Here is a 23,546-nt window from a genome sequence, read left to right on the forward strand (position 1 = left end):
AAGGCTAATAGGTAGAGTATAAAGACCATACACGAAGAGAATGTAGCAATCAAAGACCAAACAAACAAACAAAGAAATATAAACAAACTTTTCAACATATGATTACTTAAAATCTAGTTTTTTATCAATATCTTGATGTCTAAATCGTTTATGCTCCATTGCTGACCCATAAGCTTGTGTAAAATATTTTTTATTAAAAATGGTTTTATTGTTTAAATAATCCTCTGCTGCTTCTAAGGCTATGTCATATCCATCTATAATGTCTGTATTGATGGTATAGTCTGGTTTTATTCCAATGTTATGGATACTATTTCCATCTGCTAAGAAGTACTGTGCAACTGTCAATTTTATGGACTCTTCTTCATTTAAAGTTAGTATTTCTTGAATATTTCCTTTTCCAAAAGATCTCTCGCCAATGAGAGTTGCACGATGATGCATCTGTAATGCCCCACTTAAAATCTCAGATGCAGATGCACTCCCAGCATTTATTAACACAACTAAAGGAACATCAGTGAGAGTCTTTTCTTTTGAAGCATTGTATGATTTTTGAGTTATACTTGAACGACCCTTTTGAGTTATTATATTTCCTCTGCTTATAAACAAGTCAGCTATACCTACTGCTTGAGTAGTAAATCCTCCTGGGTTATTTCTAACATCTAAAATAATAGCTCCACTTGAGAGAAGATTTTTATCAATTGCTTTAGTGATATTTTCAAGAACATTCTTATCAAACGTTGTTATTTTTAAATAAAGCAAATCATTTGGAAGTTTTTTAGAATAGACAGATTTTATCTTTATAAAATCTCTAACAATAGTAACTGGAATTATCTTATTATTTCTATCAATTGTAAGATTTACAGAAGTATTAACTTTACCCCGCATAAGAGTTACTGCTTTATTTAAAGGGATATGTTCACAGCTAATCTCATTAATTTTTATAATCTTATCACCTACTTTTATACCGGCTTTAAATGCAGGTGAATTATCAATAAGTGATATAATGATTAGAGCTTTCTTCTTTTTGCTAATACCAATCCCTAATCCTCCAAATGCACCTTCTGTATAGATTGTTAACTCTTGCATATGTTTTTTATCTAGATAACTCGAATGTACATCTAGAGATTGCATAGTTGAATGTATAAGTATGTTATATATTTCTTCTTTGTAAATCACATGTTTCGATAAAAACTCTATAATAATTTTTATCTTTTTATCTACACTCTTTTTAGAATCTACTCCATATTCATTATCGTAATATTTAAACTTAATATTTATTTTTTTCTTCTCTTGTAGTGTAAGTAAAGGTGTTGTTTCTAGGAGTTTATTTACCCCTTTGCTAATTATTTCATCTTTAGAAAATGCTTGATAGTAGTGTTTTTCTATACTAGAGAGGACTTTATTGTATTTTTGTTCGCCGTCTTGAGCGAATAAAGATGAAGAAAATATAATAATTAAAGTTATAAATATAATTCTCATCTTATTCCCTAAAACATTAATTTTATTTATTTTATCACTACCTTACTTAATTAATTTAAAACAAGAGGAATGATAAAGTTCTTGATTATTTTGTAATAATAAAAAGATGTAGATATCCGTAATATTTTAGCAGTTTTATGTTTTTTTCAACATCTATATCATCTTGAAGTTTTAAAAAGAATCTACTTAACTCATTATCATCTAGGTCACCTAGGTATGTAAAATCACTATGATTTTCACAGTTAAGACGTACCAGACGATGGCTTGGGGCTTTTGTATCTAATATCCATATTTTCATAATGGCATTATATACAAATATATCCCAATTTTTACATTTATATTTCCGACACTCATTTTTTCAATCAAGTCTAATTTTCAGAAGTTAGCAACCCTGAAGTGTTTAAAGAAGTATAGATACTCTCTTAGCAAGTTGTTTAGGTAAAATATCCAAAGATTCCTCTACTAGTTTTGTGTTTCCGTGAGTTATAAACTTATCTTCATACTCAAAACTCTCAAGCGCCACATCTAAGATTTTATCAGATGCTAAAAACTCTAAGATAGCAGAACCAACCCCACCCATTTTAGAGCTGTCACTAAATACAAACCATTTTTTATGTTTAACAGCCATATCACGGAGCATCTCTTCATCTAATGGTTTTACAAATCTCAAGTCTAATATATTTACATCAAAATCTAAAAGCTGTGCAGTCTCATAAGCGCGACCAACACCATTTCCATATCCTATGAAAAGGATATTACTCTCATTTGAGCGAAGTAGTTGTGACTTAGCCAACTCAAACGAAACTGACTCTGGAAGATCTGTCTCAGTAAAAGAACCTCTAGGGTATCTCACTGAACATGGATGCTGGTACTCTGCTGCAAATCCAAGAGCTTGATGAAATGACTTCTCATCTCTTGGAGCAAAAAGTGTCATATTTGGAACAGCTCTTAAAAAGCTAATATCAAAAACACCTTGATGAGTCTCTCCATCTTCTCCTACTATTCCGGCACGATCAAGTGCAAAAACAACTGGAAGGTCCATAAGACAAGTATCATGTATTACCTGATCATATCCACGTTGTAAAAATGTCGAATAAATTGTACAAAATGGTTTAAAACCCTCTTTGGCTAATGCTGCCATAGAAGTTACAGCGTGTTGCTCTGCAATTGCTACATCCCAAAATCTGTCAGGAAAAGCCTCCATTAGCTCACTTAGCCCTGTTCCACTTGGCATAGCCGCAGTAGCACCAACAATCTTTTCATCATTTTTTGCCAAATGCATAAGAGCTTCGGTATATATTTGAGTGGCACTCTTGTTAGCAGAAGATTTTTTTGAACTATGTCCATTACTTAAATCAAAAGGACCTACGCCGTGCCATTTTTCTTCTTTACCTTCTGCAATATTATAACCCTTACCTTTAAGAGTTTGAGCATGAATAATTACGGGTTGGTTAAGCTTTTTAGCTGTCTGCATAATCTCTATAAGCTGAGAAAGGTTATGTCCATCGACAGGCCCGATATAGTTTATGCCCATCTCTTCAAATAGCATACCCGGAGTAATAAGTTTTAAACTCTCTTCCATTCTCTTAGCAATATAATGAGCACCCTCGCCAAAATTATCTACAAAGTTTTCAGTATGTTTTTTAAATTTTTGGTAAAATGGAGATGCCATTGCAGAACTTAACATTCTACTCAGAGCACCTATTGGTTTTGCGATACTCATCTCATTATCATTTAGTATGATAACCAACGGATATTTTCTATCGCCAAGTTCATTTAATGCTTCATAAACCATACCAGCAGTCATAGAGCCATCACCTATCATGACCACAGGTATTCTACTATCCTGTTCCTTTTTAAGAGCAATTGCTTTAGCAGCACCAACACCTAAAGATATAGATGTTGAACTGTGTCCTGCTACAAAGTAATCATGCTTAGATTCACTAGGCTTTGTATAACCACATGTTCCGCCAAACTGACGCAGTGTATCGAATGCTTCCCATCTATCTGTAAGAAGTTTGTGTGCATATGATTGATGTGAAACATCAAAAATAAATGGATCTTTACTTGAGTCAAATACCTTATGCATTGCTACTATTATCTCTGTTGCACCAAGGGTTGAGCTTAAATGTCCACCATTTTTACTGACAACTCTTAAGATTTCTTCTCTTATATCTTGACAAAGAACTTCGAGTTCTTTTATACTTTTTTCTTTAATATTCATAATTTTTTATTCACTTAAGGCTGCTCTTTTTACTCTCTCAAATCTTTTTGAGATCTGTGCATCTATATTTCCTGCATCGCTGATGGCAATTACTCCACCCTCACTTACAGCATTATCTGATATAATATCAACATGTTTCAGTAAACCTACACTTTGAGATATCTCTCCGTGGTTTTTAGGATTTACTTTTAGTGTTATCTTAGAAGCACTCTGTAACTCTTTTATCAGTTCATTTGAGAGAACTTCAGCTATAGCTGTTGAGTTCTCTTTTAACTCAATATTTATAACCTCTTTAGAAATATCAAGAGCTGCAGTAATTAACTCGCTTTTTATACCTTCTAAAGCTTTTTCATAATCGTGCGCACTTTTTTCTAATGTTGCCACAGAAGCAGAGAACTGAGCTAAACCTTTTGCTGTGTTACTCTTTTCATCTTTTAGTTCTTGTTCTTTTCCTGCTATTACACCTTCGTTGAAAGATTCTGTCTTTACTTTTTCAAGTTCTTGCTCATGTTCTTCACTCATAGATTCTAACTTCATCTGAAGTTTTATAAAGTTTGATGACATCTCATCAGTCTTTTTCATCAAGGATTCTATGAGTGAATCTTTTGAGCTCTGGCTCATGGAACTAGAGTCTATATCACTCTCTCTTAAACCTGGATTATTCTCTTTTGTAGGAGTAGCAGGTTTTTCTGATTCTTCTTTATGTCCTGTACCACCCATAGGTAAAACTTTGAAGGTATACTTATCTACTGTATGTTGCATTTGTCTATCACTTGCAATTATTGTTGCCATAACAAACCTACTCTACCATCTCATCTGTTGAGCCCATTTGTATTGTTCCTGCTTCAGCAAGTCCATTAACAACTTCGACAATTTTTCTCTGAGAATTCTCTACATCTTTCATTTTTACAGCACCAAGGAACTGCATTTCTTCATCAAATGCATCTCTAGCTCTCTCACTCATTGCAGAGAAAAATTTCTCCTTAAGCTCTTCAGGTGCACTTTTAAGAGCAAGCATTAACTCTTTTTTATCTACAGTTTTTAAAAGCTCTGTAATAGCATTTTTATCTAATGTTACAATATCTTCAAATGTAAACATCATCTCTTTAATTAGAGTTGCAAGCTCTTCATCAACCTGCTCGACTTGAGAAAGTGTAGCTTTTGCAGATTTTGCACCGAGTCTGTTAAAGATATCTGCAACAGCTCTTGGTCCACCAACTTCAACTTTGTATGTAGCAAGAGACTCTAATTTAGACTCAAGAACAGCAGAGACTCTTTTAATAACTGAAGGGGAGATATCACCAAGTTTTGCCATTCTCATAGCAACTTCAGAGCGTAAATCATCCGGGAAGTATTGCAAAGTATCTGCTGCTTCTGTTGCATCCATGTGAGCAAGAATAAGAGCAATGGTTTGGGGATGCTCATTAATAATAAAGTCTGATAACTGCTGAGGCTTAATTTTTGACAGGTATGAAAAATTTTGAGTATTTTGCATACTTTTTGATAGTTTGTCTAAAACCTTTTTAGCCTCTTCTGGTCCAAGGGTTCTATAAAGAAGCTCTCTGGCATACTCCATTCCACCAGTAGTAAGAAACTGACCAGATTGAATAATTGCATGAAACTCTTCGAGTATAGCTGTTGCTACAGCTTTTTCAACTGTTCTATTACTAGCAATATATTTTGACACTTCCGTAATTGCACTAACAGTCATATTTGAAAATATTCCTGCGGTTACTTCTTCACCGAGTTGCATAAGCAAGATAGCGATTTTCTCCGCCATACTCATTTCATCAAAAGCTGCTTGTTGTGTTGGACTTAAATTCATTATCTTGTCCTCTCTTTAGAACTAGTTTCTTCTACCTCTGTTAAAAGTGACTGAAGTAAAGAAGCTATCTCTTCTGGTGCATCTTCTGCCATAGTTCTAACCTTTTCAAGAAGTACTTCATATTTAAGTTCATCCTCATTAAAACCTTCACCAACGCCAAGTTGATTCTCAACTTTCTTGCGCATTTGTTGAACTTTTTCTAATAAGTCCTCTTCTTCGTCATCATCTATATCAAGTTTAGGACGGTTGAGTTCATCATCCTCTTTTGACACTTCAAGCATTCTAAAAGCAAATGGAGAGATAACTTTTTTGTAAACTATAAGAAGTAAGATAAGAACAAATAGGTATTTAAACATCCCAGAGAATGGTGCTAAATAAGTTTGAGAAAATGTAACAGCTTGAGATACACCATCAACTTCAATATAAGAATCACTTCTTTTAAACTGTAAGTTTTTAACGCTTATTTCATCACCTCTAGCTTCATTGATGCCAATAGAACGTCCGACTAATGATGCTAAAGCTTCCAAGTCACTCTCTTGAAGTGGCTCATACTCAAGATCGTTAGTCGATTTACCCTCTTGATCTAACTTATACTTATATTTTCCATCTACGATAACAGCTGCACTAATCCTTTTTATACGTGCAAACTGAGACTTCGTAGTAGATACTGTTTTACCCACTTCATAATTGGTAGTACCTGTATTTTTTTCGTACTTTTCAGAAGTTTGATTAGATTTAAGTCCCTGAACTGGACCAATATTGCTGACAGTACCAGGTACACCACCTATATCAGCAGGAGCCCCGCCTTCCTTCTTTTCTTCACTAACTTGCTCACTTCTTACAACATTCTCAGGATCAAAGGTCTCAGATGTAGTGTTTTGAATAGAAAAATCAAACTCGATAGTTACCTGAGCAACTACTTTTTCATTTCCACCAACAAATGGAGAAATAACTTGCATAATTTTTCTCTGTCTCTTTTTTTCTTCTTTTGTTTTGAACTTTTGCTGAACAGCCGACAACTCACCCATCTGAGCCATCTCATCTTCATCACCTAAAGTTTCACCATCAGAGTTTATAAGCATTACATTAGCTGACTTCATCTTTGGTACGGCAGATGCAACAAGATTTTTAATACCGCGAATCTGCTTAGAAGAGAGTCTTTGACCTTCTACTAATTGAACCATTACAGAAGCACTTGGATCAACTTGTTTTGCAATGAAAAGAGTATCTTTTGGAAGAGCTAAACTTACACTTGCAGACTCGATTGGACCAAGAGCATTGATGGTTCTTGAGAGTTCACCCTCTAGGGCACGAAGATACTTAACATTTTGATCAAAGCTTGTAGCTCCAAATTCTTGTGTGTCAAAAAGCTCAAAACCTACGCCGCTGTTTTTAGGAATACCCATAGAAGCGATTGTTATACGCTCTTTATAAACAACATTTTTATGTACTTTTATGATGTTATTATCTTCTAGTTTATAATCGATACCGTCCTTTTCTAGTTGATCAACAACTTTAGCGGCATCTTCAGAGCTTAGGGAGTTAAAAAGAACTTCATACTCATTGTCAGTATTTTTCTTAGCCGTATAAACAACCATGAAAATTAGAAATGAAATTATACCTATAATGGCAGCGGCAATAATAATTCGCTGTTGTGAAGTTAGTTTAGAATAAAGAACAACTAACTGAGAAAAAAGTACCTTAAAATCCATTAACAACCCATTTTATAATTACAAAATTTCTGATGTTAGTTCAAAAAAGCGAGTGTTCTGCTCTTGTGTTCCAACCGTTACTCTAATAGCGTTCATACCGTACCCGCTAAGATCCCTAACTATCATCCCACGTTTTAAAAGAAGGCCTGCAATTTCAGATGATTTGTGGCTCGGACTTAGACATAAAGTAACAAAATTTGTATAGCTGTTAATTATATCTATTTTTTGCTCTTTTGCAAACTCTTCATAGCGTTTCATCTCATTAAAGTTCTCAATTACACTTTTGTTTACAAATTCTTCATCTTCTAGAGCAACAGTTGCAGCTTCTAAAGATAGTGTTGTAATATTAAAAGGAGGTCTTAACTTATATAGTTCTTTGATTATTTTAGTGTCTGCTAAACCATAACCAACACGCATACCACCAAGACCATAAGCCTTTGAAAAAGTTCCAAGATAAATCACATTATCAAACTGCTCAATTAAATCTTTTGGCTTAACCTCTTTGGAACTGTCTTTTACTAAAGCATACTCCATATAAGCTCCATCTACTACTACAAGAGTGTCACTATCTATCTTCTTAACAAAATCAAAAAGTTTACTTGCTTCTATAGCATCTCCTGTTGGATTGTTTGGAGTACAAAGAAATATTACAGAAGGCTTCTCTTGCTTGTAAATCTCATAAAACTCATCTAAATCATGCTCTTGCGAAGAGGTTCTTAAGATTTCTGCTCCTACATGCTTTGCATAGATTTCATACATTGCAAAGGTAATAGAGTTCATTAGTATTTTAGAATCGGCGTTTGCTTTTGCATGGATTAGAAACTCAATTACCTGATCACTGCCCGAACCGATGATTACATTCTCATTTTTTACGTTAAATCTCTTACTAAGTGCACTCTTAAGCGCTATCATTGAATCATCCGGATACAGAGCCATTTTAGAAATAATTGCTGTTACAGCTTCTTGAACCTTTAATGAACAACCATTAGGATTTTCATTAGAAGCCAGCTTAATAATATCTTTTGGTTCAATACCAAACTCTCTTACAACTAACTCTATTGGCTTTCCGGCCTCATAGTTTTTAATATCTTTCATTTTAGAATTAAATTTCATCTTCACCCTTTACATAACTTCCAAGCCACGTTACTTCACTCTCGTGTTTAGATAGTACTTTTTGTATATTTTCATCATCAATATGCCCATAAAAATCTATATAGAACCAATAACCAAACCCAGATTTTTCTTTTGATGGACGAGACTCTATTTTTGAAAGATTTATCTTCTCTTCATCAAAATCTTGTAAGAAATGAACCAAAGAGCCAGCTTCTATAGCATCTTTTAAGCGTACCAATATGGAGGTCTTATCATCATCACTCTTAGCATTTTTAAAGTCACTAAGTATGACAAATCTTGTAGAGCTGTCATGCTCATCTTCTATATTTTCAAACATTGTTGGAACATTATAAAGTTTGGCTGCTATATGACTACAAATTGCAGCAGTATTTGGATCTTGGGATGCTAGTATTGCTGCTTTTGCTGTTGATTCTACCGGTATATGTTCTATATTTATAAGACCATATTCCGATAAAAACTCTCTACACTGTCCAAATCCCTTGTCTTTTGAATATATTTTTTTTATATTTTCTAGCTTTGTTGCTTTTGTAACAAATGACATATGAATCGGCATATATAGCTCTGCTACAATTTTCACAGAACTCTTAGCAAGTAAATCAAGTGTCTCACCGACAATACCATCTTTAGAGTTTTCAATGGGAACAACACCAAACTTTGCTCTTTTTGACTCTAAGGTTTTAAACACAGACTGAATAGAACTCACAGAAATATAATCACTCATAGCACCAAAACGACTCTCTGCAGCTTGATGAGTAAATGTACCTTCAGGTCCTAAGTAAGCTATTTTTTCCGGGCGTTCTAAGTTTCTTGAGACTGCAAATATTTCTAAAAATATTGCTTCAATAGCACTCTTATTGAGAGCCCCACCGCTAGCTTTACTTTGTAATTCAAGTCTCTCGATAATGGCTTTTTCTCTCTCTGGTCTATATATAGCACCACCAGATTCCTTCTTTATTTCACCAACTCTCTCAACAACTTTCATTCTTTCATTGAGAAGTTTTAGCATCTCATTATCAATAGCATCTATCGCTTGTCTACAATCATCTAAAGTTTTCATATCATCTCCAAAATATTTTGCATATCACCAAAAACCTTGTCAGGTCTAAGCTCAGGTTTTAGAAATGGAACTATTTCATCTTCTGTTTTGTATTTTCCACTAGTTACAAAAACTGTCTTCATTCCCATCTCTTTTGCTCCACCTAAATCGCCTTTAACATCATCACTGATCATAGTTACTTTACTAAACTCAGCGCTGCTGTCTTGCTCTTTTAACTTAGCTAAAGATTCATTATAAAAAGCCTTACTTGGTTTTCCAACAACTTCATAAGTTACAGAAGTAGCAAACTCTAGCATCTTTAAAATAGCTCCAACTCCAGGGTAGCGCTTAGAGTTTTTAGCATAGATAGATGTCTCGTGCATCCCTACGAGCTTTGCACCTGAGAGTAAAAAGTCTATCATTTGAGCAAATTCATCGGAGGTAAAATCTTCTTTGATAGCAACTAAAACTGTCTTAGGATTTTTATAATCAAGCATATAGCCCATACTCACTAAAGTCTTTAAAAACTCATCTGCTCCATAAGCTGCCACTGACTCTTTAGAGACACGGGACTCCAAAAGCATCAAAGGGTCAAGGTACTTCGAAAAATCAAATTTAAAACCTAAAGATTTTAAAAAATTATAAAAATCTTTTGATGCTTTTTTAGTGTTATTTGTAATAATCATATATGGAATATTTTCATCATTACACATTTTGATAAATTCTAAACTTCCACGAATTGGAGATTTATCATTGTCACTAATTAGAGTACCTTGAACGTCTATAAAATACAAACTAGTCTCCTTTAATATTCTCTATCTCATTTTCTGTGTTTATGTGGATTAAATAAACTCTTTTTCTAAAGCAATTAAATCTTCAAAGTTTTCTCTTTTTCTAATAAGTCTAGCTTGACCGTTTTCAAGAGCAACTTCAGCACTTCTACCACGAGTATTGTAGTTACTTCCCATACCAAAACCATAAGCTCCCGCACTGTGGATAACAAGTAGGTCGTTGTGACTTAATTCAGGTAGTGGATAGTTTTTTGCAAAGAAGTCTCCACTCTCACAAACTGGACCCACAATATCAACATTTCTTACATCAGATGTAGAGTCTGTAATAGCCTCTATTTTATGATAAGCACCATAAAGACTTGGACGTAAAAGATCGTTCATAGCGCCATCTACAACTACAAACTTCTTATCCCCATTTTGTTTCTCATAAAGTACTTTAGTTAAAAAGTATCCAGCATTTGCAGTTAAAAATCTTCCAGGCTCACAAATAACTGTCAAGTCAAGTCCCTTTAGAGTCCCGAGAATTGCTTGTGCATAATCATAGGGTTTGATTGTAATTTCTGCATCGTATGTGATTCCAAGTCCACCACCGATGTCAAAAAACTTCAGCTCAATATCAATAGCTTCTAATGAACGTACCATGTCAGCTACAATAACAGCTGATTCATAAATTGGTTCTAAATGCGTAAGTTGAGAGCCAATATGAAAGTGAACACCAACAGCCTCAAGAGCTTGGGAGTTTTTTGCAAATATATACATCCTTTTAGCCGTGTCAATATCAACACCAAACTTATTGTCATGTAGCCCTGTAGAGATGTATGGGTGAGTTTTTGGGTCTATGTTTGGATTTACACGGATGCTAATTCGAGAAGTTTTATTTAACTCTTTTGCAATTGACTCAACACGAAAAAGTTCAGCTTCACTCTCAACATTGATGTAGAGAATATCTTTTTGTATTGCTTCACGTATTTCATCATCACTTTTGCCAACACCTGAGAAAATGATTTTGTATGCCGGAATTCCTGCTAAAAATGCACGGCGTACTTCACCAATAGATACACAGTCTGCTCCGCTTCCTAAACCTGCAAAATGCTTAACTACACTAAGATTTGAGTTTGCTTTTACAGCATAAGCTAAGATAGACTTTCTACCTTTAAAAGCCTCTTTTAACTCTTGATATTGTTCACCCATATAGTCTAAGTCATAAACGTATAGAGGTGTTTTATACTCAGATGCCAGTTCTTTAAAGTTCATTGTAAAATTTCCAAATTTTTTTTAAATGATTTTACCCAAAAAGTGCTTATATTTTTGTTATAAAAAATGTAAACTCTTTCTCTCGCCGTAGGCGAAGCTTTAGTGACTGAGTAGAATCTGGACTTTGTTCAGATTTTATGAGATTTAAAATAATGACTTATATTTTTGTTATAAAAAATGTAAACTCTTTCTCTCGCCGTAGGCGAAGCTTTAGAGTATCTGGGGTAACTTATTTGATTAAGCGCTTAAACGATATTTTCGCCATTGTCTAAAAGCTATAAAAAAGAGAATAACTACCGGAGCAACTACCCCGGCTTCACTTGAAATTGTCTTATTATTTGAGAGTTCTATAAGCATAAATAAGATTCCCCAGACTAAAAGAGTCGCAAGAATTGCTCCAAAACTAAAGAGAGAGATATTTAAAAACCTTGAACTAATAGGAACAAAAAAGAAGATAATTACAACTAAACACGGGACAAAAAATGGGTAGATGAATATCTTGTAAAGTGCACCTTTTATACTGCTAGTATTTATATTTTGATCTTTAAGTAAAAAAAGAGCATCTATAGCATCTTTAATAGTAAAATTAACCTTACCTTCATATACCTGATCAAGTATTTTTGGACGAAAACCGTTCAGGATATTTAGACCTTTTTCATGATTAACTTTTATACCCAAGGACTCAAAACTCATATTATCAGGTTTTGTAATTATGTCAGCTTGGGCTATATGCCAAGAATCATTTCTATATATAGCTTCTTTTGCTACTATTACTTCTTTAAGTGAGTTTTCTTTAATACTAAAAACTCTAATACCTTCTGCTTTCTCCTGAAGAGGAAGCATCTGAGAGAAGTAAACATATTTATCTTTATGTATAAAAAAGAGATCTTTAGTAGGACTTAGATAAGCCGAATTTTTACGAATATTGTTTGAAAACTCATCGGCACGGGAGAAACTTGGAAGTGAATGAAGAGATATGAAAATTACAACAATTGTAGTTGAAACAACTACAAAGGGCTTTAGTACATCTACTTTTGAATAACCAAGTGAATATAAAGAGACTAAAGCATTTGAACGAATTAGAAATATTTTTGTCGATATCATTGCAAATACAAGAGACAAAGGGAGAAGCATATCTATGGCAAAAAATGCTTTATATACAAGATAAATCAGAACCAAGTTAACAGATGAAGATAGTGAATCAGCATTTTCTATATAGTCAAATCCAACAAGAAACATCACCAAAGCAATTAATATTACTGAGAAATATTTTAAATAATGAAAAGATATATATCTAAATGCTAGCAAATTATTCCCTCTCATAAAATCTGAACAAGTCCAGCTTATATTCAATCACTTTGTCCACGCCTATCGGCGAGAAAACTACTTTAAAATCGTAAATGCTATTTTAGCTGAAATTTTTTAATTGTATATTTAGAACTTACATCTTCTAATGTATTTTCTAATAGACTCTCTACAGCTTCACAGGTATGTGATATCCAACTAGAAATATGTTCTAGCTCAGCTGGGGAGAAATCACTTAAAACATAAGAAGCGACTTCTCCTTTATATTCTGGTTTTCCAATTCCCAGTCTAACCCTTGTATATTCACGTGAAATCATTTCATCAGTAGATTTAAGCCCATTATGTCCACCATGTCCACCTCCATATTTAAAACGAAGTGCTCCAAAAGGAAGGTCTAAATCATCATGTATTACAACTATCTTCTCTATTTTGTAAAACTTTTTAACGGCTTGTATAGAATTACCGGACAAGTTCATAAAGGTAAGTGGTTTTAATAAAAAATGATTTGAAAATTTGAAGAGTTCAGCGTTAAATGATGAGGAGGAGAGTTTTTGAGCATTGTTTCTGCGAATTAGCTCATCTATAACCATATAACCTATGTTATGGCGATTGCCTGCATATGCCGGGCCAGGATTACCTAGTCCGACTATTAACATGATTATTTAGCTTTAATAATACTTATTACAGCTACACGGTCTGAATCTAGCATAGTAACATTAGGAATAGCAACTAAATCACGAACCAGTTTAGAATCACCAACATCCATTTCAGTTACATCTATTTCAAAAGTATTTGGTACATTTTCAATAGCACCTTTTACAGTTAAACGAGGTTTAGCTTTGTGTATAAGACCTTTGTTTTTAAGACCTAGTGCTTCACCAACTGGTACAACAGGTACGTTGTAAGTAGTTTCAACACCTGGTTGTGCTGCCATTAAATCAACGTGTAAAAGATTACCAGTTACTGCGTGAGCCTCATATGATTGAACTACAACATTCATCTCTTTACCATTCACTGAAACTGGGAACGCTAAAGTCTCTTTGTTGCGAACAGTACGGATATATTCATTCATTTTGAATGCAGCGTTGATATTTTCAAGCCCTTTTCCGTAAATGTTTGCAATTAGATATCCATCACGACGTAGTGCTTTAGTGCCCTTTTTGCCAATACTCTCTCTAATTATGCCTTCTAACATATTAAATCCTTAATAAAAATTGTTTGGAATTATACACAACAAAGATTTAAAATCTACTTTAAGTCAAAGATATCATCAGTTTTATCGATTTTAATCTCTTTTTCTTCACTTCCTGTTGAGTTTTTAGTAGTTTTTGATGAACTTAATCCACTCATTCTTAACTCTAAATCAGATGGACTAGTAGCATAGTCTTTCGCTTTTTCTTTTGTGATGATTCCCTCATTATAGAGTTCTAAAATATGTTGATCAAAGCTTTGGGATTTATAATGATCTCTACCCTTCTCAATAGCATCTCTAATCTCATAATCACGATTTTCCAAAATTAATTTTTCAATAGTTGGGGTATGTACAAGAACTTCCATAGCAGCACGTCTTCCACCATTTACGGTAGGAATAAGCCTTTGTGAGACTATACCTTGAATAACGCCGGCTAAAGACATTCTTACACGATTCTGCTCCTCGGTAGGGAAAGTTGCAATGATACGATTAATGGTCTCTTTTGCATCTATTGTGTGAAGAGTAGAGAAAACTAAGTGCCCCGTATCCGCAGCATGAAGAGCAAGATTAATTGTCTCTCTATCCCTCATTTCACCAACTAAAATTATATCTGGATCTTCACGAAGAGATGCACGAAGAGCTGCACCAAAGGAGAGAGTATCTTGACCAACTGAGCGCTGGTTGATAATACATCCTTTATCTTTATGAACAAATTCAATAGGATCTTCAATAGTAATTATATGCTTTTTCTTTGTAATGTTTATCTCATTAATAAGAGCTGCAAGAGTTGTTGACTTACCACTACCTGTTACACCAGTTACTAATATAAGTCCTCTCTCTTTTTGAGTAAATCGTTTAAGAATATCAGGAAAATGAAGTTCTTCTATTGATGGAATTTGAACAGGAACAACACGAAATACTGCGGATATACCATCCATTTGAAAGAAAACATTTACACGAAAACGATTTTTTTCATCAAAAGGATAAACTAAATCTATCTCTTTATTTTCAAGGAACTCTCCAAACCTTTCTTTTAGTAACTCTTTTGCAAAAGTAAGGGCATCTTCTTTAGCAAAAACATCACCCGCAAACTGAACAATATTTCCATTAATTCTAGCTCTAATAACTGAGTTTGCTTTAACATGAAGGTCACTGCCCCCTAGTTCAATCATCTTTTTAAGATATGCTCTTATCTTATTTAATTGTACAAAAGTTAACTTGCTGACATCTACTTCATTGCTCATAAGGAGTCCAATATATCGTTAAATGCGTCTTTAAATGACTTTAAACCATCAGCAATCTGCTTATCTAAAACATATTCAAAATCAACACCGACTTCTTTTACTTTATCAAAATGTGCTTTAATAACTTCCTCAGAAATTGGTAAAACTTTTTTCTTATTTGCATCTTTATGAAAAGCTTTTATTGTATCAACAGGAGCTGTGTTTACACTATTGTATGCTAAAAGCTTATCAACATAGTAATACGGAGGAAGTGAATCATCTTTTACACCAGTACTTGCAAAGAGTGCTCTACATCCACTAACATTCATACTCTCTATTGTTGCATAGATATCTGCTGTGTTATAAATACCGCTAAGTGCTACCTCAACACCATTTTCACTAAGTATTGCATCTAAAGCACGATCAACTCTACTTACGAAAATACTTATTACAGTATCAACATTTTTTGTATTTTTCTTACACCCACGTTCAAATGCTTTAGCACAAGATATGGCCTGATCTTTTTTAAAGATAAGTGTTGCATTTACAGGAATACCAGATGCACTTAACTCTTCCATCGCAATGTAGCCTGCATCTGTTGCAGGAACTTTTATCATTACGTTGTCTCGTCCTATCTCTGCAAAAAGTCTTTTACCCTCTTTGATAGTTGCGTCCGCATCATCACAAAGAAAAGGATCAACTTCGATGCTTACATATCCATCATCACCCGCGTCATAAAGAGGTTTTAATATATCAGCCGCTTTTTTAATGTCAAATATAGCAACTGCTTCATATTTTTCTTTGGCACTTAAACCATTAAGAGATGCAAGTTGGTCTTTATATGCTGGTGAATTTAAAATTGCATTTTTAAAAATAGCTGGATTTGAAGTAGCACCATTAATAATTCCATCAGCAATCAACTCTTTAAACTCTTTATCTAAATAATCTCTCTCAATAAAATCTGCCCACAATGAAAACTTCAAATCTTCTATATACATATAATTAAATCCTAAATACTTTTTTATCTATTATAGCCCAAAAGTTCTCAAATTTTTTTAAATTAATTAAAACTATTAGATGAAGTACAATTAATACATACTTTACTTCGCTATTTACAAATATACTATCTTTAACTGCATCAAAATAAAGGTATATCTCAAATAGGTACTCATCATATATCTCTAAGTTTATAAATACTACTACAAATATAAGAAGCAATGAAAAAACTCTATATGAAAAATACCTATTGTATTTGTACAAAATATAAGAGGAAACAAGCAAGAATGTAAAATAAAGAGTATAAAAGCCTAAAACAAAAAGGTATAACAAGATAGTGTGAAGCAAAAGTGCAAATATAAAATAGCCAATATATTTTAGTAATTTCATATTTCTCATCATCTAAGGTAAATACACTTTATCAAGCAACTCACTATATTCTAACTTAGCGTCACTATCAAGAGTTATCCCTCCGCCACTTTTGTATATGTATCCATCTTCTGTTTTTTCAACATAACGAATCATAACACCACTATCAAAATACTCTCCATTATAGATGCCAAAAACACCACTAAAAAAACCTCTCTCATACCCTTCAACATTTTTAATAATTTCTAAAGTACTTTTTTTTGGTGCACCGCTTATACTTCCAGCTGGAAGAAGTGCTTTTAATATATCTCCAATTTTCTCGTGCCAGTTCTCACCTACATTACCACTTATATGTGAGCTTACTTGAAGTAGCTCTTTTTCTCCTGAGTCTATCTTCTGTACATATCTGAACTCTTCTACCTTCACATCAGATGCTACTATAGACAAATCATTTCTCAAAAGATCAACAACCATAGTATGTTCAGCCATCTCTTTTTCGTCTTCAAGTATTTTATTTTTGGCATCTTGTATGGAAGCTTCTATTGTACCCTTCATTGGGTAGGTGTGAATTTTAGAGCCTTTTATACGGATAAATTTCTCAGGAGAAAAACAGACAAATTTATCTTTGTATCTTAGTTTGTAGTGTGCGTTTGCGTAGCTATATATCTCTTTTAAAGTTAAGTCAGAATAGATTTTTGTAGGTGCAGTAAGATTTAAGAGATAGGTGTCACCAGATTTTATATGTTCAATTATCTTATCAAATTTTATTTTGTAACTCTCATATCCAATAACATCTTTTTTAAAAAAATTCTTATGTTTTTTATGGATATAATCTTCATTTATACAAAATTCTATATTGTGTAGGCTTAACTCATCCAAAGGAATTACCTCTATATTTTGTGCTAAAAAATCGCTTATAAATAAAAAAGGTTTCCTCTGCCTACCAAGAGAGTTAATCTGTTTAAACGTCATGTATTAGTTTTTTTAGTACCGCCATTCTTATAGATACACCATTTGCCACTTGCTCTAGAACCTTGCACCTCTCATCTGCTAAAAGTGCGTCACAAATGTCTATGTTTCTATGAACAGGACCAGGGTGAAGTAGTATTATGTCTCTATCTCCAACTAACTCACTAGTTATACAAAAATCACTTGCATAATCCTTGAGCGATGCATAGCTTTGTGAAGAGTGTCTTTCAGTCTGAGTTCTAAGACTCATAATAACATCAACTTCATCTATGATATCTTTTAAAAAGTGTGTCGTTCTAAGAGTGGTTTTTGGTAAAAAGTGAGGAGGAGCGACAAGTATTACTTCCATACCAAATCTATTAAGAAGTTCTATATTTGAATTGGCAACTCTTGAGTTTTTAATATCTCCGACAATTGCTATCTTTTTACCCTTTACATCACCAAAGTGCTCTTTTAGTGTAAAAAGGTCAAGTAGTGCTTGAGTTGGGTGAGCATGAGCACCATCACCTGCATTGATTATTGCAGATTTTGTATAATTAGAAAGAATTTGTGGAACACCTGAATTTTGATGACGTACTATTATGGCATGAGGGTTCATAGCATCTAAATTCATTGCTGTATCTACTAAAGTCTCGCCTTTTTTTGTAGAGCTCTTTGCCGCGTCTAAATGAACCATCTCGGCACCTAGTCTTTTTGCAGCTATCTCAAATGAGCTTTTAGTTCTTGTGGAGTTTTCAAAAAATAGTGTTATTATAATTTTATCTTGTAAAATTCTATCAAATATTATATCACCATTCTTTTTTGCACCAAACTTTCTTGCATCTGCAAAAATATCTTCTATCTCTTGAACTGTGAAATCATCTGTGCGGATTAAGTGTTGCATGCTCATCTTTTTAAATTAATTTATAGATTATACAAGACATCGCAAATAGTGTCAATATTTTGGTTAACTTTTAGTACTTCAAATCCTATTTTTAAAAAATAAGGCTCTGAAACACTTGAAAAGCTCTTGTCATCTTCACGACAATTAAAAGCTACTAGATGCTCTATATTTTTATCTTCAAGCACTTTTTTACTAAGAAGAGTATCATTTATGCACCCAAGTGAGCAGTGGGTAACCAGAAGTGCTGATGCCCCAAAGTGCTTTATCAAGTCAACCATCATTGTATCTTCATCAACTGGAACATATAGCCCTCCTGCTCCCTCAATTATAAGTAAATCACAAAGTTTTTCCAGGTTTTCTACTGCTTTGTCTAATAGATGCAAATCTAATTTTGTATTATTTGATGAGACAAAAGGAGCAGCAGGAAGCTTGTATGTAATGGGTACAACATCACTTAAAGAGACATTTTCAAACTCATAGTTTAGCTCTTTGACACATGCCAAAAGTTCACTGCCATCCTGGGCATATCCATCAACAACGCCAGTTTCTATAGGTTTTATTACACCTACTCTAAAACCCCTAGATGCAAACTCACGTAAGAGCAGTTTAGTTGTGTAGGTCTTACCAATATCTGTATTTGTTGCGGTAATAAAAATTCGTTTTGTCAAGGTTATTCCTACTTTGGTATAATCACGTATAATTTAAAGGCATATATTAATGAATAATTTTGAAGAGTATTGTACCAAATTTGTCCAGTTAGTTGGAAACAAAGAGGGAGCAGTTAGTCCAGCTGTAACAAATTCTGCATCTTTTGCTTACGGCACACCTGAAATAGCGCAAGGAGTATTTGATGGAAGTGTTAAAAAACCACTATATTCTCGTATGGGAAATCCCACAACTGCAAAATTAGAATCTATTATGGCAGAGATGGATGGTGGCGTAGCAGCGATAGCAACAAGCTCTGGTATGGGGGCTACAACTCTTGCGTGTATGTCACTTCTTGCATCTGGAGATGAGATAATCTCTATTGGTGGCCTTTTTGGAGGTACTTATTCGCTCTTTAGTGAAACCCTAGCTCGCTTTGGCATAAAAACTCACTTCTTTGATGTTGATGATTTTAAAGAGATAGCACAGACAATAAATGAGAATACAAAAATTATCTTTTTAGAGAGTGTTGGAAATCCAAATATGAAACTCCCAGATATAGGTCGTATTGCTAAAATAGCTAATGACTCAGGAGTAATATTTATGGTTGATAACACCATAACTCCTCTTAGTATCTCTCCACTAAAGCTCGGAGCTGACATCAGCATCTATTCAACAACCAAAATCATATCTGGAAACTCATCAGCTCTTGGTGGCTGCGCAGTATTTCGCGCTGTAAATGACGGAGATGATAAACTAAAATCTCCAAGATATGACTTCTTGGCAAAATTTATAAAAGGTGCTGGGAAAATGGCACTATTTGCAAATGCTAAAAAAAGAGCTTTAAGGGATTTTGGTATGAGTGCAAATGCAAATGCCAGCTACCAAACAATGCTAGGGTTTGAAACACTTCCTCTAAGGCTATCTAGAATTACAAGCAGTGTAGAAATAGTGGCTTTAGCATTAGATGAGGCTGGCTTAAACATAAATCACCCTTGTTTAAAATTACATCCACATAATGAGAGATATTTAAATGATTTTAAAAATGGTTGTGGAACACTCTTTACTATAGACATGGGAAACAAGAAAAAAGCATTTGAGTTTTTAAACAAAACAAAACTTGCTACACTTACAGCCAATATTGGAGACAGTAGAACATTAGCTCTTCACATGGCATCTACAATTTACAGAGACTTTGATGAAGAGACGAGAAAGTTTCTAGGCATTAGTGAAGGTCTAATACGCGTATCAATCGGACTTGAAAATCCGCAAGATATTATTAACGATTTTATTCAAGCTTCAAAGTAGGAAACAATGGCTATAAATACAGACTTAGAACTTTATGATGAAGTTAAAATAAAACACCCAAAGAAGTACAAAGTTTTTCTTTTAAATGACGATTATACTTCTATGGATTTTGTAATTGATATACTTATGAGTATATTTCATAGAACTTATGCACAAGCAGAACAGATTATGCTTGATATTCATAAAAAAGAGCGAGGATTATGTGGTGTATACACTCATGAAATCGCAGAGACAAAAGTTATGCAAGTAAGAAAAAAAGCTAAAGACAATGGTTTTCCACTAAGAGCTATAATGGAGGAAGAGTAAAATGATAAGCACAAATTTAAATGATATATTTCAAAAATCTATTCTATATGCAAAAGAGTTAAGACATGAGTACTTAACGATAGAGCATGTATTTTATCTACTTCTTAACTCCAAAGATGGAGCAGATATAATCAAAACATGCGGTGGGGATGTGGAGATGATGAAAAAATCTCTTAATGACTATATACTAAAAAATATAGACACTCTTCCTGAGAATATAAAACAAGACCCATATGAAAGCGTAGCACTATCTAGACTAATAGACAATATGATTAAACATATACAGAGTGCTCAGCAATCAAGTGCAGATGTAGGTGATTTGCTAGCCGCTTTGTATGATGAAGAACATAGTTTTTCTTACCTTCTTTTAAATGAGTATCAAATATCAAGACTTGATGTACTAGAACTTATCTCTCATCGTGAGCCAAGTTCTGCATCTGAAGATAAAGAATCTTTTTTAGATAAGTATTGTATAAATCTTTTAGATAAGGCAAAAAAAGGAAAAATCGATCCAGTTATTGGAAGAGATGCTGAGATAAAAAGAGTTGTGCAGATTTTATGTCGACGAAAAAAGAACAATCCTATTTTAGTTGGAGAAGCCGGTGTTGGTAAAACTGCAATTGCCGAAGGCCTAGCACTAAATATCTCAAGTGGTAATGTTCCAGATATTATAAAAGAAGCTGAACTTTTCGGACTTGATTTGAGCGCTCTTCTTGCTGGGACTAAATATAGAGGAGACTTTGAAAAACGCCTAAAAGGTGTTATGGATGAACTAAAGAAGCATCCAAATGCTATTCTTTTTATAGATGAAATACACACTCTAATAGGCGCTGGAGCTACAAGCGGCACAATGGACGCAGCAAACCAATTAAAACCAGCTCTTGCATCTGGTGAGTTAAAATGTATGGGTGCTACAACTTTTGCTGAATATAGAAATGGTTTTGAAAAAGACAAGGCACTAAGCAGAAGATTTTCTAAGATAGATGTTGATGAGCCCTCAACTAAAATAAGTTACCAGATTTTAAAAGGACTAAAGAGCAGATACGAAAAGCATCATAATGTTAAATACACAAATGAAGCATTAAAAAGTGCTGTTGAACTCTCAAAAAGATATATAACAGATAGATTCCTTCCAGATAAAGCGATTGATTTAATTGATGAGACAGCAGCTTCATTTCATCTAAAAAAATCTCAAAAGAAAAAAGTTACCTCCTATGATATAGAAAAAACTATTTCTAATATTATTGGCATCTCAGGCTCAAAAGTCACAAAAGATGAGACTAGCTCTCTTATGAATCTAGAGAGTGATTTAAAACAAAAAGTTATTGGTCAAGATGCGGCTGTAGTTGAAGTAGTAAAAGCTATTAAAATCTCTAAAGCAGGATTAACCCCTCAAAACAAACCTATCGCTTCTTTTCTTTTTTCAGGTCCTACTGGTGTTGGAAAAACTGAACTTGCAATTTCGCTAAGCCAAACCTTAGGTGTTAACTTTGAGAGATTTGACATGAGTGAATATATGGAAAAACACGCTCTGTCTCGCTTAGTTGGAGCACCTCCTGGTTATGTTGGCTTTGAGCAGGGTGGGCTTCTGACCGAAGCTATAAAAAAACATCCATATACAGTTTTGCTTCTTGATGAAATAGAAAAAGCCCACCCTGATTTAGTAAATATTCTTCTTCAAATCATGGATAGTGCTACACTAACTGACAACAATGGATATAAAGCAAACTTTCAAAATGTTATACTGATTATGACTTCAAATATTGGAGCAAGTGCTAGAAATGTTATGGGCTTTAATAAAGATGAAAGCATCTCAAAAAATGAAGAGTTAAAATCATTTTTCACTCCTGAATTTAGAAATAGACTAGATGCAGTTGTAGAGTTTGGACAATTAAGTCTTGAAACAGTTAAAGATATTGTAATTAAGTTTATTAATGAGTTAAATATTGAACTCAAAAAGAAAAAAATCATTGTAACTATCTCTGATAAAGCAAAAGATTTTATTGCACAGAGTGGATATTCAAAAGAAATGGGTGCCAGACCACTAAAAAGATATATACAAGACAACATTACCAACAAACTTAGTGATGAAATACTATTTGGTAAGTTAAAAAATGGTGGTAAAGTAGAAGTTGGATTTAACAAAAAACTCGTTTTAAGATTTAAACAATTAGATGATTCCACAGCTAAATAAACATGAAATAAAGTTTCCAGATGCATCTAATGCGAATGAAGATGGAATATTAGCCTGGGGAGGAGACTTAACTCCTTCTAGACTTATTCGTGCATATCAAAATGGTATATTTCCATGGTTTAGCAACGGAGACCCTATCATATGGTGGTCTACAAATCCTAGACTTATAATGGAACTAGATGATTTTAAAATAAGTAAATCACTGAAAAAAAGCATGAAAAAATTTAGTTACAAATTTGATAATAACTTTGAAGAAGTAATGCGTAGATGCTCTACAGTACCAAGAAATGATCAAGCAGGTACTTGGATTAGTGAAGAGATAATAGAAGCATATACAACATTACACGGTATGGGAATAGCACATTCTATAGAGAGTTATCAAAACGGTGAACTTGTAGGTGGATTATATGGAATGGTAGTTGGCAAAGTATTTTGTGGCGAATCAATGTTTACACAGGTAAGCGATGCTTCAAAATCAGCATATGCAGTTTTAATAAAACATTTAAAAGAGTGGGGATATGACTTTATAGATTGCCAAGTTCCAACAAATCATTTAAAGAGCTTAGGTGCTAAAGAAGTCTCAAGAGAGTATTTTTTACAAAGATTATTAAAAGTCAACATGGATAATATAGATAATAATTGGAAAATAAATAAAGATTTAATATAATAAATTCTGCTTCGATAGAAGCAAGCTTTAGTCACCA

Annotated in this window: 23 protein-coding genes; 4 read left to right on the forward strand and 19 right to left on the reverse strand. The window is 33.6% G+C overall.

Features of this window, described 5'->3' with window-relative positions:
* Positions 1–102: 102 nt before the first annotated feature.
* From ACLHDE_RS12000 to bioD, 19 genes are all read right to left on the reverse strand, one after another.
* A complete protein-coding gene (locus tag ACLHDE_RS12000) occupies positions 103–1,476 on the reverse strand; it encodes a S41 family peptidase (RefSeq protein WP_415396651.1) in 1,374 nt (457 codons plus the stop codon).
* Positions 1,477–1,561: 85 nt separating this feature from the next.
* The gene (locus ACLHDE_RS12005; RefSeq protein WP_415396652.1) at positions 1,562–1,774 is read right to left on the reverse strand and encodes a hypothetical protein; all 213 of its coding nucleotides are present in this window, start codon (positions 1,772–1,774) and stop codon (positions 1,562–1,564) included.
* 102 nt (positions 1,775–1,876) lie between these two features.
* Positions 1,877–3,700 (reverse strand): 1-deoxy-D-xylulose-5-phosphate synthase, encoded by a 1,824-nt coding sequence (gene dxs, locus ACLHDE_RS12010; RefSeq protein WP_415396653.1) that lies wholly within the window; start codon positions 3,698–3,700, stop codon positions 1,877–1,879.
* Between the two features lie 6 nt (positions 3,701–3,706).
* Positions 3,707–4,492, reverse strand: coding sequence for a flagellar assembly protein FliH (gene fliH, locus ACLHDE_RS12015; protein WP_415396654.1), 786 nt, complete (start codon positions 4,490–4,492; stop codon positions 3,707–3,709).
* 7 nt (positions 4,493–4,499) lie between these two features.
* Positions 4,500–5,525, reverse strand: coding sequence for a flagellar motor switch protein FliG (fliG, locus tag ACLHDE_RS12020; RefSeq protein ID WP_415396655.1), 1,026 nt, complete (start codon positions 5,523–5,525; stop codon positions 4,500–4,502).
* On the reverse strand, positions 5,525–7,237 hold the full coding sequence (fliF, locus tag ACLHDE_RS12025) for a flagellar basal-body MS-ring/collar protein FliF (protein ID WP_415396656.1): 1,713 nt from the start codon (positions 7,235–7,237) through the stop codon (positions 5,525–5,527). The genes fliG and fliF overlap by 1 nt, the downstream gene beginning before the upstream one ends.
* Before the next feature lie 18 nt (positions 7,238–7,255).
* On the reverse strand, positions 7,256–8,350 hold the full coding sequence (hisC, locus tag ACLHDE_RS12030) for a histidinol-phosphate transaminase (protein ID WP_415396657.1): 1,095 nt from the start codon (positions 8,348–8,350) through the stop codon (positions 7,256–7,258).
* On the reverse strand, positions 8,340–9,428 hold the full coding sequence (pheA, locus tag ACLHDE_RS12035; RefSeq protein WP_415396658.1) for a prephenate dehydratase: 1,089 nt from the start codon (positions 9,426–9,428) through the stop codon (positions 8,340–8,342). Before pheA ends, hisC begins: the two co-directional genes overlap by 11 nt.
* On the reverse strand, positions 9,425–10,201 hold the full coding sequence (locus ACLHDE_RS12040; protein WP_415396659.1) for an HAD-IIA family hydrolase: 777 nt from the start codon (positions 10,199–10,201) through the stop codon (positions 9,425–9,427). The genes pheA and ACLHDE_RS12040 overlap by 4 nt, the downstream gene beginning before the upstream one ends.
* Before the next feature lie 48 nt (positions 10,202–10,249).
* The gene (gene lysA, locus ACLHDE_RS12045; RefSeq protein WP_415396660.1) at positions 10,250–11,452 is read right to left on the reverse strand and encodes a diaminopimelate decarboxylase; all 1,203 of its coding nucleotides are present in this window, start codon (positions 11,450–11,452) and stop codon (positions 10,250–10,252) included.
* Positions 11,453–11,689: 237 nt separating this feature from the next.
* A complete protein-coding gene (locus ACLHDE_RS12050; RefSeq protein ID WP_415396661.1) occupies positions 11,690–12,760 on the reverse strand; it encodes an LptF/LptG family permease in 1,071 nt (356 codons plus the stop codon).
* Positions 12,761–12,855: 95 nt separating this feature from the next.
* A complete protein-coding gene (gene pth / locus ACLHDE_RS12055; protein ID WP_415398545.1) occupies positions 12,856–13,416 on the reverse strand; it encodes an aminoacyl-tRNA hydrolase in 561 nt (186 codons plus the stop codon).
* Positions 13,416–13,952: a 50S ribosomal protein L25/general stress protein Ctc gene (locus ACLHDE_RS12060; protein ID WP_415396662.1), complete on the reverse strand. Its 537-nt coding sequence runs from the start codon at positions 13,950–13,952 to the stop codon at positions 13,416–13,418. The genes pth and ACLHDE_RS12060 overlap by 1 nt, the downstream gene beginning before the upstream one ends.
* Positions 13,953–14,005: 53 nt before the next feature.
* Complete coding sequence (locus tag ACLHDE_RS12065) at positions 14,006–15,193, reverse strand: type IV pilus twitching motility protein PilT (protein ID WP_415396663.1); 1,188 nt, start codon at positions 15,191–15,193, stop codon at positions 14,006–14,008.
* On the reverse strand, positions 15,190–16,170 hold the full coding sequence (locus tag ACLHDE_RS12070) for a transaldolase (protein ID WP_415396664.1): 981 nt from the start codon (positions 16,168–16,170) through the stop codon (positions 15,190–15,192). The genes ACLHDE_RS12065 and ACLHDE_RS12070 overlap by 4 nt, the downstream gene beginning before the upstream one ends.
* Positions 16,171–16,174: 4 nt before the next feature.
* Positions 16,175–16,558, reverse strand: coding sequence for a hypothetical protein (locus ACLHDE_RS12075; protein ID WP_415396665.1), 384 nt, complete (start codon positions 16,556–16,558; stop codon positions 16,175–16,177).
* Between the two features lie 12 nt (positions 16,559–16,570).
* On the reverse strand, positions 16,571–17,509 hold the full coding sequence (locus ACLHDE_RS12080; protein ID WP_415396666.1) for an aminodeoxychorismate synthase component I: 939 nt from the start codon (positions 17,507–17,509) through the stop codon (positions 16,571–16,573).
* Entirely contained in the window at positions 17,499–18,389 is an 891-nt protein-coding gene (locus ACLHDE_RS12085) for an aspartate carbamoyltransferase catalytic subunit (protein ID WP_415396667.1), read from the reverse strand. The genes ACLHDE_RS12080 and ACLHDE_RS12085 overlap by 11 nt, the downstream gene beginning before the upstream one ends.
* A 20-nt stretch (positions 18,390–18,409) precedes the next feature.
* Entirely contained in the window at positions 18,410–19,057 is a 648-nt protein-coding gene (gene bioD, locus ACLHDE_RS12090) for a dethiobiotin synthase (protein WP_415396669.1), read from the reverse strand.
* Between the two features lie 49 nt (positions 19,058–19,106).
* Here bioD and ACLHDE_RS12095 point away from each other — a divergent pair, with 49 nt between their 5' ends.
* Genes ACLHDE_RS12095 through aat form a run of 4 tightly spaced genes read left to right on the forward strand, consistent with a single transcriptional unit; the run spans position 19,107 to position 23,509 of the window.
* Entirely contained in the window at positions 19,107–20,342 is a 1,236-nt protein-coding gene (locus tag ACLHDE_RS12095; protein WP_415396670.1) for an aminotransferase class I/II-fold pyridoxal phosphate-dependent enzyme, read from the forward strand.
* Between the two features lie 6 nt (positions 20,343–20,348).
* A complete protein-coding gene (locus ACLHDE_RS12100; RefSeq protein WP_415396671.1) occupies positions 20,349–20,648 on the forward strand; it encodes an ATP-dependent Clp protease adaptor ClpS in 300 nt (99 codons plus the stop codon).
* Between the two features lies 1 nt (position 20,649).
* The gene (gene clpA, locus ACLHDE_RS12105) at positions 20,650–22,842 is read left to right on the forward strand and encodes an ATP-dependent Clp protease ATP-binding subunit ClpA (protein ID WP_415396672.1); all 2,193 of its coding nucleotides are present in this window, start codon (positions 20,650–20,652) and stop codon (positions 22,840–22,842) included.
* On the forward strand, positions 22,823–23,509 hold the full coding sequence (gene aat, locus ACLHDE_RS12110) for a leucyl/phenylalanyl-tRNA--protein transferase (protein ID WP_415396673.1): 687 nt from the start codon (positions 22,823–22,825) through the stop codon (positions 23,507–23,509). Before clpA ends, aat begins: the two co-directional genes overlap by 20 nt.
* Positions 23,510–23,546: the final 37 nt, after the last annotated feature.

This window comes from Sulfurimonas iocasae, assembly GCF_047716755.1.
GTDB lineage: Bacteria > Campylobacterota > Campylobacteria > Campylobacterales > Sulfurimonadaceae > Sulfurimonas.

Bases quoted from the DNA above. Each gene is read 5' to 3' on its own strand.
- ACLHDE_RS12000 (WP_415396651.1), bottom strand. From the start codon at position 1,476: ATGAGAATTATATTTATAACTTTAATTATTATATTTTCTTCATCTTTA.
- ACLHDE_RS12005 (WP_415396652.1), bottom strand. From the start codon at position 1,774: ATGAAAATATGGATATTAGATACAAAAGCCCCAAGCCATCGTCTGGTA.
- dxs (WP_415396653.1), bottom strand. From the start codon at position 3,700: ATGAATATTAAAGAAAAAAGTATAAAAGAACTCGAAGTTCTTTGTCAA.
- fliH (WP_415396654.1), bottom strand. From the start codon at position 4,492: ATGGCAACAATAATTGCAAGTGATAGACAAATGCAACATACAGTAGAT.
- fliG (WP_415396655.1), bottom strand. From the start codon at position 5,525: ATGAATTTAAGTCCAACACAACAAGCAGCTTTTGATGAAATGAGTATG.
- fliF (WP_415396656.1), bottom strand. From the start codon at position 7,237: ATGGATTTTAAGGTACTTTTTTCTCAGTTAGTTGTTCTTTATTCTAAA.
- hisC (WP_415396657.1), bottom strand. From the start codon at position 8,350: ATGAAATTTAATTCTAAAATGAAAGATATTAAAAACTATGAGGCCGGA.
- pheA (WP_415396658.1), bottom strand. From the start codon at position 9,428: ATGAAAACTTTAGATGATTGTAGACAAGCGATAGATGCTATTGATAAT.
- lysA (WP_415396660.1), bottom strand. From the start codon at position 11,452: ATGAACTTTAAAGAACTGGCATCTGAGTATAAAACACCTCTATACGTT.
- ACLHDE_RS12060 (WP_415396662.1), bottom strand. From the start codon at position 13,952: ATGTTAGAAGGCATAATTAGAGAGAGTATTGGCAAAAAGGGCACTAAA.
- ACLHDE_RS12065 (WP_415396663.1), bottom strand. From the start codon at position 15,193: ATGAGCAATGAAGTAGATGTCAGCAAGTTAACTTTTGTACAATTAAAT.
- ACLHDE_RS12070 (WP_415396664.1), bottom strand. From the start codon at position 16,170: ATGTATATAGAAGATTTGAAGTTTTCATTGTGGGCAGATTTTATTGAG.
- ACLHDE_RS12075 (WP_415396665.1), bottom strand. From the start codon at position 16,558: ATGAAATTACTAAAATATATTGGCTATTTTATATTTGCACTTTTGCTT.
- ACLHDE_RS12080 (WP_415396666.1), bottom strand. From the start codon at position 17,509: ATGACGTTTAAACAGATTAACTCTCTTGGTAGGCAGAGGAAACCTTTT.
- ACLHDE_RS12085 (WP_415396667.1), bottom strand. From the start codon at position 18,389: ATGCAACACTTAATCCGCACAGATGATTTCACAGTTCAAGAGATAGAA.
- ACLHDE_RS12095 (WP_415396670.1), top strand. From the start codon at position 19,107: ATGAATAATTTTGAAGAGTATTGTACCAAATTTGTCCAGTTAGTTGGA.
- ACLHDE_RS12100 (WP_415396671.1), top strand. From the start codon at position 20,349: ATGGCTATAAATACAGACTTAGAACTTTATGATGAAGTTAAAATAAAA.
- clpA (WP_415396672.1), top strand. From the start codon at position 20,650: ATGATAAGCACAAATTTAAATGATATATTTCAAAAATCTATTCTATAT.
- aat (WP_415396673.1), top strand. From the start codon at position 22,823: ATGATTCCACAGCTAAATAAACATGAAATAAAGTTTCCAGATGCATCT.